The sequence below is a fragment of the Sedimentibacter sp. MB31-C6 genome (assembly GCF_035934735.1).
In the GTDB taxonomy this organism is placed as follows: Bacteria; Bacillota; Clostridia; order Tissierellales; family Sedimentibacteraceae; genus Sedimentibacter.
Genome location: NZ_CP142396.1, coordinates 190630 through 207294, shown reverse-complemented (window position 1 = coordinate 207294; position 16665 = coordinate 190630). Strand labels below are relative to the sequence as shown.

Annotated in this window: 20 protein-coding genes and 1 tRNA gene; 18 read left to right on the top strand and 3 right to left on the bottom strand. The window is 27.2% G+C overall.

From position 1 onward, the window contains the following. Nucleotides 1-3 precede the first annotated feature (3 nt). Nucleotides 4-387, top strand: coding sequence for a thioesterase family protein (locus U8307_RS01035; RefSeq protein WP_326909400.1), 384 nt, complete (start codon nucleotides 4-6; stop codon nucleotides 385-387). Here the strand turns inward: U8307_RS01035 and U8307_RS01030 are convergent. Then, nucleotides 354-1610 carry an alanyl-tRNA editing protein gene (locus U8307_RS01030; protein ID WP_326909399.1) on the bottom strand — a complete coding sequence of 419 codons (1257 nt, stop codon included), beginning with the start codon at nucleotides 1608-1610 and terminating at the stop codon, nucleotides 354-356. The two genes, U8307_RS01035 and U8307_RS01030, sit on opposite strands and share 34 nt — an antisense overlap. Before the next feature lie 150 nt (nucleotides 1611-1760). On the opposite strand from U8307_RS01030, the gene nrdR reads away from it, so the two are divergent. From nrdR to U8307_RS00960, 14 genes are all read left to right on the top strand, one after another. Then, complete coding sequence (gene nrdR, locus U8307_RS01025) at nucleotides 1761-2231, top strand: transcriptional regulator NrdR (protein WP_326909396.1); 471 nt, start codon at nucleotides 1761-1763, stop codon at nucleotides 2229-2231. 19 nt (nucleotides 2232-2250) lie between these two features. After that, on the top strand, nucleotides 2251-2883 hold the full coding sequence (locus tag U8307_RS01020; RefSeq protein ID WP_326909393.1) for a DUF4241 domain-containing protein: 633 nt from the start codon (nucleotides 2251-2253) through the stop codon (nucleotides 2881-2883). A 168-nt stretch (nucleotides 2884-3051) separates the two neighbouring features. Next, nucleotides 3052-3438, top strand: a complete 387-nt coding sequence (locus U8307_RS01015; RefSeq protein WP_326909391.1) for a NusG domain II-containing protein — start codon at nucleotides 3052-3054, stop codon at nucleotides 3436-3438. A 74-nt stretch (nucleotides 3439-3512) separates the two neighbouring features. After that, nucleotides 3513-4034 (top strand): Gx transporter family protein, encoded by a 522-nt coding sequence (locus U8307_RS01010; RefSeq protein ID WP_326909389.1) that lies wholly within the window; start codon nucleotides 3513-3515, stop codon nucleotides 4032-4034. A gap of 1 nt (nucleotide 4035) precedes the next feature. Further along, the gene (locus U8307_RS01005) at nucleotides 4036-4278 is read left to right on the top strand and encodes a DUF4321 domain-containing protein (RefSeq protein ID WP_326909387.1); all 243 of its coding nucleotides are present in this window, start codon (nucleotides 4036-4038) and stop codon (nucleotides 4276-4278) included. A gap of 10 nt (nucleotides 4279-4288) precedes the next feature. Next, entirely contained in the window at nucleotides 4289-4867 is a 579-nt protein-coding gene (locus tag U8307_RS01000; protein ID WP_326909385.1) for a nucleoside triphosphate pyrophosphatase, read from the top strand. A gap of 89 nt (nucleotides 4868-4956) precedes the next feature. Continuing rightward, complete coding sequence (gene radC / locus U8307_RS00995; RefSeq protein WP_326909383.1) at nucleotides 4957-5646, top strand: RadC family protein; 690 nt, start codon at nucleotides 4957-4959, stop codon at nucleotides 5644-5646. A gap of 50 nt (nucleotides 5647-5696) precedes the next feature. Further along, nucleotides 5697-6758 (top strand): rod shape-determining protein, encoded by a 1062-nt coding sequence (locus U8307_RS00990; RefSeq protein WP_326911511.1) that lies wholly within the window; start codon nucleotides 5697-5699, stop codon nucleotides 6756-6758. Between the two features lie 13 nt (nucleotides 6759-6771). Beyond that, nucleotides 6772-7611, top strand: a complete 840-nt coding sequence (mreC, locus tag U8307_RS00985) for a rod shape-determining protein MreC (RefSeq protein ID WP_326909380.1) — start codon at nucleotides 6772-6774, stop codon at nucleotides 7609-7611. Between the two features lie 26 nt (nucleotides 7612-7637). Continuing rightward, nucleotides 7638-8129, top strand: a complete 492-nt coding sequence (gene mreD / locus U8307_RS00980; RefSeq protein ID WP_326909378.1) for a rod shape-determining protein MreD — start codon at nucleotides 7638-7640, stop codon at nucleotides 8127-8129. Nucleotides 8130-8159: 30 nt separating this feature from the next. After that, nucleotides 8160-11537 carry a penicillin-binding transpeptidase domain-containing protein gene (locus U8307_RS00975; RefSeq protein WP_326909376.1) on the top strand — a complete coding sequence of 1126 codons (3378 nt, stop codon included), beginning with the start codon at nucleotides 8160-8162 and terminating at the stop codon, nucleotides 11535-11537. 37 nt (nucleotides 11538-11574) lie between these two features. Further along, on the top strand, nucleotides 11575-12288 hold the full coding sequence (locus U8307_RS00970) for a nucleotide-binding protein (RefSeq protein WP_326909374.1): 714 nt from the start codon (nucleotides 11575-11577) through the stop codon (nucleotides 12286-12288). A gap of 135 nt (nucleotides 12289-12423) precedes the next feature. Then, nucleotides 12424-13056 (top strand): M23 family metallopeptidase, encoded by a 633-nt coding sequence (locus U8307_RS00965; RefSeq protein WP_326909373.1) that lies wholly within the window; start codon nucleotides 12424-12426, stop codon nucleotides 13054-13056. Between the two features lie 13 nt (nucleotides 13057-13069). Beyond that, nucleotides 13070-13612 carry a site-2 protease family protein gene (locus U8307_RS00960; protein WP_326909372.1) on the top strand — a complete coding sequence of 181 codons (543 nt, stop codon included), beginning with the start codon at nucleotides 13070-13072 and terminating at the stop codon, nucleotides 13610-13612. Nucleotides 13613-13789: 177 nt separating this feature from the next. On the opposite strand, the gene U8307_RS00955 is transcribed toward U8307_RS00960, so the two are convergent. Next, nucleotides 13790-14542 carry a hypothetical protein gene (locus U8307_RS00955; RefSeq protein ID WP_326909370.1) on the bottom strand — a complete coding sequence of 251 codons (753 nt, stop codon included), beginning with the start codon at nucleotides 14540-14542 and terminating at the stop codon, nucleotides 13790-13792. 157 nt (nucleotides 14543-14699) lie between these two features. On the opposite strand from U8307_RS00955, the gene U8307_RS00950 reads away from it, so the two are divergent. Next, entirely contained in the window at nucleotides 14700-15446 is a 747-nt protein-coding gene (locus U8307_RS00950; protein WP_326909368.1) for an SH3 domain-containing protein, read from the top strand. 72 nt (nucleotides 15447-15518) lie between these two features. On the opposite strand, the gene U8307_RS00945 is transcribed toward U8307_RS00950, so the two are convergent. Next, nucleotides 15519-15604 (bottom strand) — tRNA-Leu (locus U8307_RS00945). A 285-nt stretch (nucleotides 15605-15889) separates the two neighbouring features. On the opposite strand from U8307_RS00945, the gene U8307_RS00940 reads away from it, so the two are divergent. Next, nucleotides 15890-16252 (top strand): DRTGG domain-containing protein, encoded by a 363-nt coding sequence (locus U8307_RS00940; protein WP_326909366.1) that lies wholly within the window; start codon nucleotides 15890-15892, stop codon nucleotides 16250-16252. Beyond that, nucleotides 16234-16659 (top strand): ATP-binding protein, encoded by a 426-nt coding sequence (locus tag U8307_RS00935; protein WP_326909364.1) that lies wholly within the window; start codon nucleotides 16234-16236, stop codon nucleotides 16657-16659. Before U8307_RS00940 ends, U8307_RS00935 begins: the two co-directional genes overlap by 19 nt. The last annotated feature ends 6 nt before the right edge of the window (nucleotides 16660-16665 follow it).

Below are 16665 nucleotides of genomic sequence, written 5' to 3'. Positions count from 1 at the left end.
ATTTTGGAATTAAGATTTAAAGTAGGATTAAAGCATAAGGAAGAAAAAATTGTTTCAATAGATGATACAGCAAAAGTTTTTGGTAGTGGTGCAGCTGAAGTTTTTGCAACTCCTATGATGATAGGGCTTATGGAAGCAGCTTCAATGAATACAATACAGAAACTTTTACCTGATGGTTATTCTACTGTTGGAATTAGTGTAAATATTAAACATATAAGTGCGACTGCAGTAGGAAAAAAGGTTTATGCTGAAGCAGAACTTGTAGAAATAGACAGAAAAAGACTTGTTTTTAAAGTTGAAGCATATGATGAGGATAAAAAAATTGGAGAGGGAATACACGAAAGATTTATAATTCAAGAAGAAAAATTTATGGAAAAATTGAAATAAAAAATATATTTCATATATGAGACATAGTCGAAGAATCTCGGTAATTTCACAAAGAGATCATTCGCTATGTCTAGATACCATAAGCATAGAGACATATAAAGAATGAGTTTATTATTACCACCACCCTTAGCATTAATGAAATTTTTACATTCTTCAAAGACGACTCTTAAATCATAGCTCATATTATTAGATTGACCTATTACTATGTTGCAATTTTCATCAGTTTCAGAAACAATTACTAATACATAATTTTCATCTTCAATTATTTTAGAACAAATAAATCTTAAATCCTTAATATTGGTATTATCTAAATATTCAAATATAAAATTAATATTATTCTTTTTTACATATTTAGTTTTTAATTCTTTTGCTTTATATAAATTGAGTTCATTTGATAAAGATGTTATTACTTTAGTATAATTTTTATTTTCTGCTTTTAATTTATTAATGGTATCTTTGATTAATTCTGTTCCGCAAGTTAATGTAGTTGATATTTCTAATAATTCCTTTGTTTTATTATTATAATCATTTAAAGCTCTTTTACCGCAAAGAAAATAAACTCGAGTGCCAGATTTATACTTTTCCAACTTTACTATTTTAATTATTCCAACTTCTCCTGTAGCATTAACATGAGTTCCACCGCAAGCAGTTGCTTCAATGTTTGCAATATTAACAATTCTTAGATTATTTAATTTAGGAGGTTCTTTTCTTAAATTCCTCTTTATTGCGTCGTTATAATTTAAAGTTGAAAATGTAATTTCTTTATTTTTATAAATTATATCGTTAGCAAAATTTTCTGTTTCGTTAGCCATAGTATCAGTTATGTTTATATCAATGTCAATGGTAGTATATTCTTTACTTATGTGAAAGCCAACAGTCTTACCATTGTATAGTTTATCAAAAGCATAGGATAATAAATGTTGTCCAGTGTGTTGTTGCATATGATCGAATCTAACAGTAAAGTCAATAGATAATAACACATTTCCTTGAAGAGGCTCTTTAATTTCATGTATAATTTTATTATTTTTTTCGAAAACATTTAGTATTTCGACACCATTAATGGTACCTATGTCTTTAGGCTGGCCGCCTGCCATATGAGGATAAAAAATTGTTTTATTCAAAATTAGTTCATAAATATTATTTTTTTTTGTGCAATTTATTACTTTAGCTTCAAGAGTTGTTAAATAAGAATTTTCTTGATAAATTTTGTCGGTTTTATTCATTTTACGCTCCTACTTATTTATTGTTATAATGTATATAATTTAATTTGAAATATATTTTTACCATTATAACATAAATCGTGAAAATTTGAATAAATATGTTTACTTTATTGAAAAATTTTAGTAAAATTTATTAAAGGAGGGATAATAATTATGAAATGTCCAAAATGTAATTTTTCAGAAAGCAAGGTTATAGATACAAGACCTACAGATGATGGGTTTAAAATAAGACGTCGCAGGGAGTGTGTTAAATGCGGACATCGTTTTACTACATATGAAAAAATTGAAGAGACAACTATTGTTGTAATAAAAAAAGATGGAACCCGTCAGGGATATAACAGGGATAAAATTATTAACGGATTAATTAGAGCCTGTAATAAACGTTCCGTAAGCCTTGAAGAAATTGAAAACATTGCAGATAAAGTTGAAAAACAACTTTATAATACATTTCAAAATGAAGTATCCACTGAATTAATTGGTGAATTGGTAATGGACGAACTTCAAAAAGTTGATGATGTAGCTTATGTAAGATTTGCTTCAGTGTACAGGAAGTTCAAAGATATAAATACTTTTATGGATGAGCTGAAAAGAATTCTTGACGAAAGAAATGAAATTAGTGATTAACTTTAAAAAGGAGCATATTATGTATATTAATCTAGATGTTTTAAATATAACGCATGGTAATACTGATATGATTGATACTGAATTTGGTAGAATGCATATTGAAAGAATTGAAGCAGGAAAGCTTAAGGTTATATCTGGAAAGGTTATAGCTACAGACCCAATTTTATTATATGATGATGAAAGCTATTCTGAAACAATTAAGCCGGGTACTTATCCAGTGTACATATATTATGGGAAAACAGAAAAAAGAAAAAAACAATCAATTATCGCAGAACTAAAACTTAGCGATAATGAACCAGTTAAATGGGAAATGGCTTTATATGCGGGGGAATCTTCTTCAGGATTTGCTTTTGATGAATTCATGGGTTATGAAGTTGAAAATGGTCTTGGCTGTTTTATGGATGAAAAAGTAATGAGAATTTTAGATGTAATGGATGAGAATGAATTAGAAAAATATGAAAAGAAAGTGAAGAATGTAGTTAGAGAAAGTGATAATTCATGCGTAGAAGTTGTATTGGATGAAACAAATGGAGCCAATATAATAATATTTGCAAGTGGTTGGAACAACGGTGTTTTTCCTACATATTATGGTTTTGATAAAAATAACAAATTGACACGATTAGTAACTGATTTTATGGTTGTAGAACTGTAACTTCTTTTGGCAATATTATCTTTCGTATTTTATGATAATATTGCCACTTATTTGAGTTTTTTGATTAAATAATATGTAGAAATTTGAAGAAAAAAAGTTTAAACAAACTTGAATTTTTGATTAAATAATGATAGAATTACATAATCTAATACAATTTAAAGGACTATTATGAAAAAGAAAATTAATAAGTATGATATTGCATTAATTATAGCTATAATAATAATAAATATTTTGCTTTTATTTTACGGAAGTAGAAATGTATCCAAGGTAGATGATAATATTGCTTTAGTATATTCAAAAAACGAATTAGTAGGTAAATATATTTTAAGTGAAAATTATGAAAATGAATTTACAATAAATTCAGGAGTAGGACATAATACAATTAAAATTAAGGACAAGAAAATTTGGATAGAAGAAGCAAGTTGCCCAGATCAAATTTGTACTTATCAGGGTAAAATAAGTTCTGACGGTGAAATAATTGTTTGTCTTCCTAATCAGCTTCTAATTAAAATAGAAGGAAATAGCAATGATGGTATTGATTTTATAGCACCGTAATTGTTCAAATTAAGATAAATGATGATATATAATATTGTTTTAACTTTCATAATATTAATAGAAAGAGAATAGATATGAGTAAAATACAGAGATATATATTTTTATCACTATTAACTGCAGGGGCAATGATTCTAAGTATTATAGAAGGAATGATACCTCTTCCATATATTGCACCAGGAGCAAAACTAGGTTTAACAAATATAGTAACATTAACAGTAATAATAGTATTTGGTTTTAAAGACGCTTTTATTGTAGTTATATTAAGGTGCGTTCTTCTCATGCTTGTAGCAACTAATCCTATATCATTTATATATAGTATTGTTAGTGGAATCGCTAGTGTTATTATAATGTATCTTGGGGTTAAGTATTTTAATAAATATTTTAGTTTTATTGGCATTAGTGTATTAGGAGCTATAACTCATAATGCTACTCAAGTAAGTGTAGCTGCAATAATGTTTGAAACTATCAATATGTATTATTATTTGCCAATTTTGTCATTAATAAGTATCTTTACAGGATGTTTTGTAGGATATACATCAATATTTATGACAGATAATTTAAATAAAACATTACTTAAAGAAAATAGAGAGGTTTAGTATGAAAAGGGGGAGCACGTTTTTCTTAATTTTACTAATCTTGACATGTTCAATTGTAGGAACAATAATCGGTAATGCATTTTCATCATATTTTCCTATTTTAAATTATGGCGAATCAATAGGTTTTGGTCCAGCTACATTGGATTTAAATTTAGTATCATTTACATTAGGGTTTAATGCAAATCTTACTGTAGCAGGAATAATAGGACTATTAATTGCAATAATAGCTTATAGAAAGCTATAAGGATAATATTATGAAAAAAATTATTTTAGCATCAAAATCACCAAGAAGAATTGAAATGTTAAGTAATTATGCAAATGTAATAAATAGATATATACCTGAAGTTAAAGAAAGTGTTAATCCAAAGGATAAACCTCAAACTACAGTTATGAAAATAGCTATCGAAAAAGCTAATAACGTTCATGATATTTGTGATGAAAAAGGTTTGATTATTGCTGCAGATACAATAGTTTATTTGCATAAAGTAATGGGAAAACCAAGTAATTATGATGAAGCTTTTAGTATGCTCAAATATTTATCAGGTAAAAGTCATAAAGTTTATACAGGTATTTGCATAATAGATAATGTTACAGGAAAAAGAATAGTAGACTACGAAGAAACAACGGTTGAGTTTATTAAATTTGATGATGATTTTATAAAAAGATATTTAAATACTGGAGAATATAAGGATAAAGCTGGTGGTTATGGCATACAAGGTTATGGAGAACTGTTAGTAAAAAAAATAGATGGTTGTTATAATAATGTAAAAGGATTACCGTTAGTTAAATTGAATAATTTATGTGCAAAACATTTTTCTGAAAAATTGCTCTAATAATATTACATAAAAAGGAAACATGTTCATACATCCATCTATAAACGATGTCTGGTAATTTTGTAATATATTGCATATTGGAGGATAAAATGGACAATACTAATTATACCATTAAGTCAATACCTGCCGAAGATAGACCACAGGAAAAATTGCTAAAGTATGGAGCTAGTGTTTTGACTAATTCAGAATTAATTGCAGTAGTTTTAAGAACTGGAAGCAAAAAAGAAAATGTTATAATGTTAGCACAAAGATTATTAATGGAGGATGGAAAAGGGTTAAGAAATATTTCTGAAGGAACATTAGAAAATTTCAAGAAATATAAAGGGATTAATAATGTTAAGGCAGCTAAACTTTTAGCGGTTGTTGAACTTAGTAAAAGAATAAGTACATTAAAAATAGATAAGATAAAAATAACTTCACCTAACGATGCAGCTATTGTTATGATGGAGGAATTACGTTATTGCAAAAAAGAATATTTTAAAATTATAATTTTAGATACAAAAAACAATATAATAAAAGTTCCACAAATTTCTGAAGGTAGTCTTAATAGTTCTATAGTTCATCCAAGAGAAGTATTTATAGAAGCTATTAAAAGCTCCTCCTCATCAATTATACTAGTCCATAATCATCCTAGTGGTGAAGTGGAGCCTAGTCACGAGGATATTGTACTGACAAACAGGTTAGTTGAATGCGGGAAAATTATAGGTATTAAGGTTATTGATCACATAATAATAGGTGATGGAATATTTTTTAGTTTTAAAGAAGACGGTTTAATATAATTGTGAATAACTGCGCTATCGTAGATTGAAAGGAAATATATATGAGTTTTATGGATTTATTTACACAAAAAATAGGTATAGATTTAGGTACATCAAATACATTAGTTTATGTTAAAGGTAAGGGAATAATTGTTAACGAACCATCTGTAGTGGCGATAAAAACAAATTTTAATCAGGTTTGTGCAGTAGGTCAAGATGCTAAAGATATGATTGATAGAACACCTGCTTCAATTAACGCAATAAGGCCTTTGCAAAATGGCGTAATTGCAGATTTCGAGATTACAAGGTCTATGATAAAATATTTCATAGATAAAGCTTTAAATAACAGACGTTTTATAAAATCAAATATTGTTATATGTGTACCAGTAGGCGTTACTTCAATAGAAAAGAGAGCTGTAGAAGAAGTAGCATATGATGCTGGTGCAAGAAAAGTAAAACTTGTTGAAGAACCAATGGCAGCAGCTATTGGGGCAGGTTTGAATGTTGAACAACCAATTGGAAATATGATTGTTGATATAGGTGGCGGAACTACTGAAATAGCTGTTGTATCTTTAGGAGGTATAGTAGTTAGTGATTCTTTGAGAATTGCTGGAGATGATATGGATGTTAATATTAAGGATTATATAAAATTAAAATATAAAATGGATATTGGATTAGTAACAGCAGAAAAAATAAAAAAAGTTTTAGGTAATGCAAGTAATGAATACTATAATCAAAAAACAGAAAAAAGAGTAAAAGATATGGTATTAGACGATAGTTTAGAGACAGTGGAAGAAAAGATTGTAGAGAATGTTACAATTATGGATATTAGAGGAAGAGATATAGTATCAGGGTTACCTTTGAAAATTACAATAACACATGATGAAGTAAGGGAAGCAATTTTGGAAACAATAAATAATGTTGTAAATGCAATAAAAAGGGTTCTTGAAAAAACACCACCAGAATTAGCATCGGATTTATTTACAAATGGTATATTTTTAACTGGTGGAGGAGCATTGCTTAAAGGATTAGACCGTTATATTGAAAAAGAATCAGGATTAAAAGTATATATTGCAGATAATCCGTTATCATGCGTAGTTCTTGGGGCAGGAAAAATATGTGAAAATATGTAATAGTGGAGTATAAATGTATTTTATTAAAAAACATCTAAAAAAATTTTTGTTTTATCTAACAATTTTGATATTAATAATTTTAATTGGGTTATCGTCAGTAGGACGATTTGCAGATATTAATATAGGTTTCCTAGGAAACCTTATATCTAGTCTGCAAAAAGTTACTTATAACATTGGACAAACATTGACTAGTTCCTTTTATTCTGTTCAGGAAATAGTAAAAATGCGTGAAGAAAACTTATTATTAACTGAAAAGGTTCACGAATTGCAGGAACAGGTTAGAATACTTGAAAATGTTGTAAATAAATCTGAAGCAGTTGAAGCTGAATATGAAATGAAGAAAAATTTAGAACATGATTATGTTGTAGGTCAGGTTATTGGTTTAGATAATTCTAATTGGTTTAGTCGCTTTACAATTGATAAAGGTGAGAATGATGGATTAAAGAAAAATGATATAGTAATTCATGCTGTAGAAAGTGAAAATGGTGTTATTCAAGTTGGACTAGTTGGCTTAATTACAGAAACTTCTTCTAATTGGTCAAAGGTTATTACAATTCTTGATGAAACTTGCAGAATAAGTTTTAGGGATATTGACAATGAAGAAAGCGGAATAGTTCAAGGAAGCATAGATGGTACTGTAACAGGATACTTTTTTAATAGTAAGGCTAGGGCAAATGTGGGCGAGCAATTAGTAACTTCTGGCATAGGTGAAGTATATATACCAGATATTTATATTGGAACAATTACAGATGTAGTACAAACAACAGATGCATCTACTCAAAGGATAGTAGTAAAATCAGCAGTAGAATTTACTAAATTAAATAAAGTATTTGTCTTAATGGTAGACAGATAGAATAAATGAAAGGAATAGTAGTTTAAATGAAAAAAATCAGTATAATGACTGCTATTATTGTTATAAATTTTATCCTTCAAACTTCTTTTTACAACTTTGTAGATTTATTGGGAGTTATACCTAATATCTCATTAATATTAGTTGTTATTTTTGCTATAATGACTGGAGGTGTAACTGGCAGCTTTTTTGGGTTGCTTACAGGTTTTTTATACGATGTTATGTTATATGATGTATTTGGTATTTATTCATTGATTTATTTTATTATAGGAGCTTTAGTAGGATATCATAGTGAAGAGGTAAATAGAGAAAATTATGTACTATATTGTATAATCACAGTAATTTCTACAGTATTTATGCATGTGTTTTTATATATAATTCTATTTTTTCTTAAATACAATTTAGTAAGTGTAGGTATAATGTTTAGGACACTAACAATTGAAATAGTTTTAAATACTGTTTTTACAGTATTGATTTTAAAATTTGTAATACTCTTATTTGAGCGAATTAGTGTGAAATAGTGTAAAGAAAAGGTTATATGGTGAAATAAGATGGCTTTAAAAAAATTTTTTAAAAATAGATTTAATATATTTTATATAATTATCGTTTTTTTGCTAATAGTTCTTGGATTTAGAATGGCAGTTCTTACTATAGTCCAAGGGGAGGATTATAGAGCAATAGCCGATATAAAGAAAATTAAGGATATTCCAGTAAAAGCTCCAAGAGGCAAAATTTTTGATAGAAATGGAGAAATACTTGCTGATAATGTTACAAGTTTTACTGTACAGATGTATACAGATGAACTTCCTATCAACCAGTTTAATCAAGTATCTTATATTTTATCCAAAATACTTGATGAAAATGGAGAAAGACCTATAGATGAATTTCCTATTGAATTAGACACCTTTGAGTATATTAATGAAGATATAGAAAATGTACAGAATATAATAGCTGATGAAAATTCAAATGAAGAAATTATATCCAGTATATATAAAACAGCACATGATAAGGTAATTGAAGAAATTAAGTTAAATATAATTGAATGGTTAAATTATGAAACACAAATTTATAATGAAAATTTTAATGTTAAAAAAAGAGTTTTGGAATTAATTAAAAAGAATATGGACATTCCCATTGATTTAGTAGATGGGCAATATATTTTTATTAGAGAAACAGTAGAATCAGAAGAAAATATTGAAAACAATAATGATAATACTGAAGAAATAGAAACAGATTCAATTAAAATATGGCTTGAAGAAAATGGATTGAGTAAAAATTCAAGTCCTGATATTGTGGTGGGACAATTACTAATCAAAAAAAATAATTACATTACTAATTTGTTTTCAAATTCAAAGATAAGACGACTTTCTTATGAATTTTTACAAACAAAAGGTTTGGCAGACAATATTAAACTTGTTGAATATTCATTTATTCAAGATAATGAGTATAAAAGTGTAAAACGAAATTTGATAATGAAGTATGAAGGAATAACAGAAACAACTTCTGCTAAAGATGATTTTGTTCTTCTCACAATTAATAATTCAATAAACAACTTATTACAACGAGTATATCAATCAGGGAATAAAAAATTTATTCCAGGTAAATATTTGATAGAAATGCTAACAGAAATATATCCTGATTTGCCGGTGAATTTCACTGAAAATGGCGAATATATAATGTTTGAATATACTGATGAAGAAATAAAAAACAAATATTTAAACCAATTACATTTAGATAATAATACAATTGCTTTTGATTTTATAAAGGAAATAGCAGTAAGAAATTTTGACGTGTTATACAACCTCATTACTAATGATGATGTGAAATATTATGCTCAAATAGAGTTGCTCAAATATGAAAACCCATCAATATCAATAGCAGATTGGGAATACACACCAATTAGAAATAAAAAGAATTGGATTACTAAAAATGTAAAATCAATTGATGATTCTAAAGATTATACTGCTGAAGAAGTTTTTAATTTATTAAAAGATTCTTTGGATATTGATTCTAATATAAATGATTATGAATTAAGAAACATGTTAGTTATAAGAGAAAGGTATAACAAGATTGGATATTTGTCATATCATCCTGTCGATATATGTTATAGTATCTCAGAAAAATCTGTTGCAATGATATCAGAAAGATCTCATGAGTTAAATGGAATTAATGTAGAAATTGAACCTCTTAGATATTATCCGGAAAATAATTCTGCAGCGCATATCTTAGGTTATTTAGGCAAAATTGCACAGGACTATGAAGTACAGGAGTATATTACAGAAAAAGGATATAGTCCTGATGATATAATAGGGAAAACTGGAATAGAAGAAAAATTTGAAGAGTACTTAGTAGGAAAAAAAGGTAAAAAAACTGTTGAAGTAAATAATGTTGGTAAGACTATTAGGTCTGTTTCAAGCGAGGCACCAATACCTGGAGATGATTTGTATCTTACAATTGATAAAAATCTTCAAAAAAAAGCTGAAGAATCTTTGCAAAAAGGTCTTGAACAAATTCATGTAGGGGGTGTATTTGAAAGTGAATGGGGAGATTTTAATTTTGTAGATAAATATGAAAATGCTGAATCAGGAGCCTTAGTTGCGCTAGATGTAAAAACAGGAGAAGTATTAGCAATGGCCAACTATCCTTCTTATGATTTGAATTTGTTTTCAACTGGTATTTCTAGTGAGGATTGGAATAGTCTTATAAATGAATCTAAAAATCCATTAGCTCCTAGACCACTTTATAATATTTCTATGTTAACTGCTATTCAGCCAGGCTCTACATTTAAAATGGTTACAGCTTTAGCTGCTTTAGACAAAGGTGTAAATCCTAATACTAAGGTATATTGTGCTGGAACTATGGAAGTTGGAGATAGACATTTTAGTTGTTGGATTTATAATATGTATGGTGGTTCTCATGGATATCAAACTATGTATGAAGCAATTATGAATTCTTGTAATTTTTACTTTTATACAACTGTATTAGGAGAAAATTTAGCTACAAATCAAAAACATACTGTTAAAGTTGATGCAGAGGATATTATTGAAACAGCAAATAAATTTGGTTTAAACAGCAAAACAGGCATTGAAATAGACATACCTCAGGAATATTCCGGTGGAGTACCTAGTATAGAAGGAAAAAAGTTAAATATTAGAATGTACCTAAGAATATTTCTAGAAGCTAATGTAGAAAGATATTTAGAAGATGGATATAAAGTTGATGAAGGTATGAAAAATGAAATAGTTGAAGAAATCGTGAGTTGGATTGATCGTGATGATTTAATGACAAGAGGAGAAGTTTATGATGAACTTAAAGCTTTAAGATTAAATCCAGATAAAACTAATGATAATAACATTCCTTTAGTTGATATAATTAAATATTCATATATAAATCAAGCTGTTTGGAATGCAGGAGATAATTTAAATATAAGTATAGGCCAAGGAAATAACTCATATACTACTTTGCAAATGGCAAATTATGTTGCTATGATTGCAAGTGGTGGTTATAAACATAATGTAAGTGTTATTAAAGATGTTAAAACATATGATGATAAAGAAACAAATTACAAACCTTTAAGAGAATCTGAAAGAATTGAAGTAAATGACTACAGTTATTTTGATGTATTAAAAGAAGGAATGAGGCTTGTATCTTTAGATGATAGTGCAAAGCCCTATGCTAATTTCCCTGTTGGAGTTGGAAGCAAGACTGGTACAGCACAAAAGGAAGGAATTAACCCCGATACTGGTGAGCCTTACGACGAATTTGCATGGTATGTTGCTTTTGCACCTTATGATGATCCACAAATTGCTGTTGCATGCGTGCTTTTTCAAGGTGGTTCGGGAAGGTATCCAACTCCAATTGTTAGAGAGGTCATAGGCGAGTATCTTAAACTAAATAATACAATTCCAAACAATACGGTTTCGCAATAGAGTATTTATATTGTTAAAAAAATAGGGGAGATAAAAAATGGGTAGTGTAATTTTAGTTAGTTCTCAAAAAAATGAAATAGGAAAAACTATTATATCAATTAAAACTGGTGTAGAACTTTCAAAAAGTGGTAAGAAAGTTCTTCTTATGGATTTATCATCTGGGAAAAAGAAAATATCGGAATACTTAAATGTTAATGAAGATATTATATATGATATTAAAGACGTGTTGGATTGCACCTGTTCAGTTGAACAGGCAATAATAGATATTACAGAAAACTTAAGCATACTTCCATATCCTAGAATTTTTGATAAATTAAATAAAGTAAAAAGAGAAAATTTTTCGAAACTGATAATAGCTGCAAAGAATAAATATGATATTATAATTGTTGATATAGATAAAACAATAGAATTATCTTTTGTGGATTTTAACAATATTGATATCATTGTAAGCGTTAATAATAATGACTACTCAAGTGTAAAAGAAATAAATAATGATATAGATATTGCAAACAAATTTTCATTAGATAGTTCAATGGTTGTAATAAATAGATATGATAAGAAAAAATCTAAAAAAGGAATTATGCTTAAAATAAGTGATCTAAAAAAAATGATAGAAAAGGAACTAACGGCTATTATTGAGGAAGATTCAAGATATGTTACATTATCAAATGACTTTTTCTTTAACAAAGAAGAAAATATATTTAATGATGGTATAAAAGAAATAATTAATAAAATAAATTCTATTGTTTGATGATGGGATATTAATTTATGATTAGAAACGAAACTAAAATAAAAAACTTTTGTTGAAAAATATAACAAAAGTTTTTTATTTTGTAATAAAGCTTGTAATATTTTAATAAAATATAGTGAAGGGGTGAGTTTAGGAATGAATAAAATATCTAAAAAAAGAATTAGTATTAAAAGAAAGGAACAATTTAATAAGAAATTAGCATTACAAGTAGTTTTTAGTATAGTACTAGTAACTGCAGTAATAATAACAAAGCAAGTAAATTCAGATACAACAAGACAAATTATTAATACTGCAGATCAAAAACTTAACGAAACAATTGAACCAACGACAGTTAAAAAAAATATTTTAAATTTTGTAACAGATATAAAACAAAGTATTCCATTTTTTTCTAAAGAAAATTCAGAGTTTGTTGCTCCTGTTATTGGCACAATATATCAAGACTATGGTTTGAATAAAAGTGGAGATGAGACTTATTATAATCATGGGATAGATATATTATCAAACACTGAGACTGTGAAATCTATATCATTTGGTACTGTTACTCAAGTTGGAAATAATGAAAAATTATCTAATTATGTAGTTATTGAAGAAGGTAATAAGACGATTATTTATGGTAAATTAAATGAAGCTTTTGTAAAAGAAGGAGATAATATTTCTAAGGGCGATATAATAGGAGCATTGAGCAAAGAAAGCAAGTTACTACATTTTGAAGTTTGGGAACAAGGTGAATCTATTAATCCAGTAAAATTATTTGAATTAACACATTAGGTAGACGAAAATTGTGGCAATATTTATTGCTCTTGCCATTCATGAAATTGCTCATTTATTTTCTGCGATTATCTTAAATATAAAATTCGATAAAGTAAAAATTACAATATTTGGATTTAATATAAATGCTGATTTAGAAAACGTTAGTTTATTTAAAAAAATTATTTTGTTTTTTTCTGGACCGTTTTGTAATATTGTTTTATACATAGTTCTTCGAAATTCATTGTATAAATACTTCGCAGAAATTAATTTTTTTTTGGCTTTTGTAAATCTAGTTCCTATAGTGCCTTTAGATGGAGGAAATATTTGCAAATCTATTTTAGAATATTTTTTGAATTCTAAAGTTGTCTCTAGATATATTATAATGACAAATAGTTTTTTTATTGTATGCTTTTTGATTATTATTTATAGATATAAAATATGGGTTTATTTATTGTTAATTATTATGGGATTAAAAGGTATAATTGAAGAAAACATGATTTTAATGGAAAGAAATATTAAAGTTAGCTATTATAAGAATAAAAGAAAAAAGTACTTTAATGGATATTATAAATAATTGAATTTTAAGATAAGGTAATGATTTACTATTGGGTTAAACAATCTATTTACAATTTATAAAAAAATATTTGAATTATTTTTAATATAATAGTATAATGATATTACATTTGTAAATGTTAATTTATAAATGCCTCTTAAATTTTTTGCCTCAAGCCGCGGAAATCCGCGGCTTGCCCTATTTAATTAGCAATATATTATTTTTAAGCAGGTGTTCTACTTCTATCCATGGTATTTGTATTTCATAAATATCAATAAATTTTGATGAGAGTTTATTAGAGTTAAAATAAATAGATAAATGTGAATTAGAAAAAGTATAACCATCAAAACTTTTAATATTACTAAAGTTAATATCATCTATAAAGTAAATTAAATTTCTATTATCAATCTTTTTATTGTTTATTAGAGCTTCTCTAGCTTTAATAGATAAGAGATCTGAATATCCTAATTTTTCATCAAACATATCATTTAAATATAATTCTTCTCCTGTAGATAAGTTATATGTCTTTGTAATTATTTCTTTATTAGTTATTTGTCCATATCTGTAATCTACCAAGAAAATAATTGATATTATTTCTTTATTAACGCTAGTAATATTGTAATCTATATTCATTATTACTTTGTCTTTATCATCAGTTGGAATAAAATGTTTAGTATCATATTTTATCCTTCTTTTATAATTATTAATAATAAATTTTATATTATTGTTAACCTTGCTGTTTTTTGTATTTGGGTAATAAATAGACATGTTATACTTTTCGCAATTGTCTATAATTACTTTTTTATTTATATTTTCAGTTGGGTTTATTTTACTGAATACTATTTTTTTAGAATGAACATTAGTTAAAGAAAAAAACACTATTACTATACAAAATATAAAAATAAAAATAAAGATTCTTTTATATAAACAGTTATATATTCTTTTAATCATTTTTTCATCCCCCTAATAATATTATATGATTAAGAATGATAAATAATATTAATTCATAAAAATAGATATACGTAATTTAAATTAAGAACAGGATTTATAAAGTGGCATAAAATAGGATAAACAACAATGTTGAATACTATAAAAAGGGAGGTTTGAAATGCCTACAATATATTTAAGTCCTTCGACACAAGAATTTAATCCCTATGTAACAGAGGGAAATGAGGAATACTGGATGAATTTAGTAACTGATGCAATGATACCATACTTACAACAGTACGGGATAGAATACGCAAGAAACACACCAGAAATGACAGCTGGTTCGTCTATACGAGATTCTAATGCAGGAAATTATGATTTTCATGTAGCTATACATTCTAATGCATCAGGGGAGGCACAAGCAGGTCAGAATAGAGGTGTTATTACCTTTTACTATCCAACTAGTGCTGATGGGTTAAGAATGGCTGAAATTCTTCAACAGAATTTTCGAGAAATTTATCCTTTGCCTGATCTTGTATCAATTGTTCCTACAACTAGCCTTGGAGAAGTTTCAAGAACAAGAGCACCTTCTGTTTTAATAGAAGTTGCTTATCATGATAATATAGAAGATGCAAATTGGATAACAAATAATATTGATTCAATTGGAAATGTAATTGCTACTTCAATTGCTGAGTATTTTTATGGGCAACCTGAAGTAGTTCCGCCTGAAGAAGAACAAATTGGATTAGTAACCCTAACTAGTGGCTATTTAAATATTAGAAATGGTCCATCATTAAATGCACCTGTAATAGGTATGGCACCTAATGGTGCTACTGTGACTATAATCGAGCAAGTTGGTGATTGGTATAATATAAACTACAATGGTACAATTGGATATGTATTTTCTCAATATATTACTTTACAATAATTTATAAATTTAAAAATAAGATAAAAAAATTTAGGATTATCTCTAAATTTTTTTATCTTATTTATTATATTTTGGTGCGGTCGGGGGGACTTGAACCCCCACGAATATTCATTCGCTAGCCCCTCAAGCTAGTGCGTCTGCCGTTCCGCCACAACCGCATTTATAGTGCTTTATTATTATAATAGAAGATTTATATTTTGTAAAGATAATTTTTTAAAATTGCATACCTTTTTTCAAATACTCTTGTGAAAAGACGGTATTTATATTATAATTATATTATAATATTTACAAAATGAGATGAATGTATAAAACCACCTCTAAAGGTGAGGATGCAGAATGTTAAAACATAATAAAATTAGAGAAATTTTATTAAATTATAGATATACGTGAAGGATGAAAATTATTAATTAATAATAAAATAATATTAAGTCTTGGGGGACAATATGAAAATCAAAGAAATCATTGAAATTGTTAATGCGAAAGTTTTAACTGAATTTTGTAATGAAGAGAAAGAATTTGAGTATGCTTTTGCCAGTGACTTAATGAGTGATGTATTAGCCTATGCAAATGATGAAACTTTGCTTATTACTGGTTTAAGTAATCCTCAGGTGATTAGAACTGCTGAAATAATGGATATATCTGCCGTGCTTTTTGTACGAGGAAAAGTACCAAATTCAGATATAATTGATTTAGCTGTTGAAAATTCTTTAACTATACTTGCTACTGATAATATTATGTTCGAAACATGCGGGTTATTATATAAAAACGGCATGAAGGGAAATCGGAAATGGCAAACGACTTATTAAAAAGATTTAGTTTTGAGATAACTTCTAATGATTTTATTACTGCAGGCAAAAGTTCAAGTTATATTAAAAGTAATTTAAAATCATTAGGTATTGATTCTAAAGTTATCAGGAAAATTGCAATAGTTTTTTATGAAGCAGAAATCAATCTTGTTATTCATTCTTTAGGGGGAAAAATCTATTGTGACTTATATGAAGATAAAATTATAATAATATCGAAGGATATAGGGCCAGGAATTGACAATGTTGAATTAGCAATGACTGAAGGTTATTCAACAGCAACTGATAAGGTAAGAGAGCTAGGCTTTGGAGCTGGAATGGGACTACCTAATATGAAAAAATACTCTGATATATTTAAAATAATATCGGATAAAAATGGCACTTTAATAGAATTGACGATATTTATATAGGGGGAT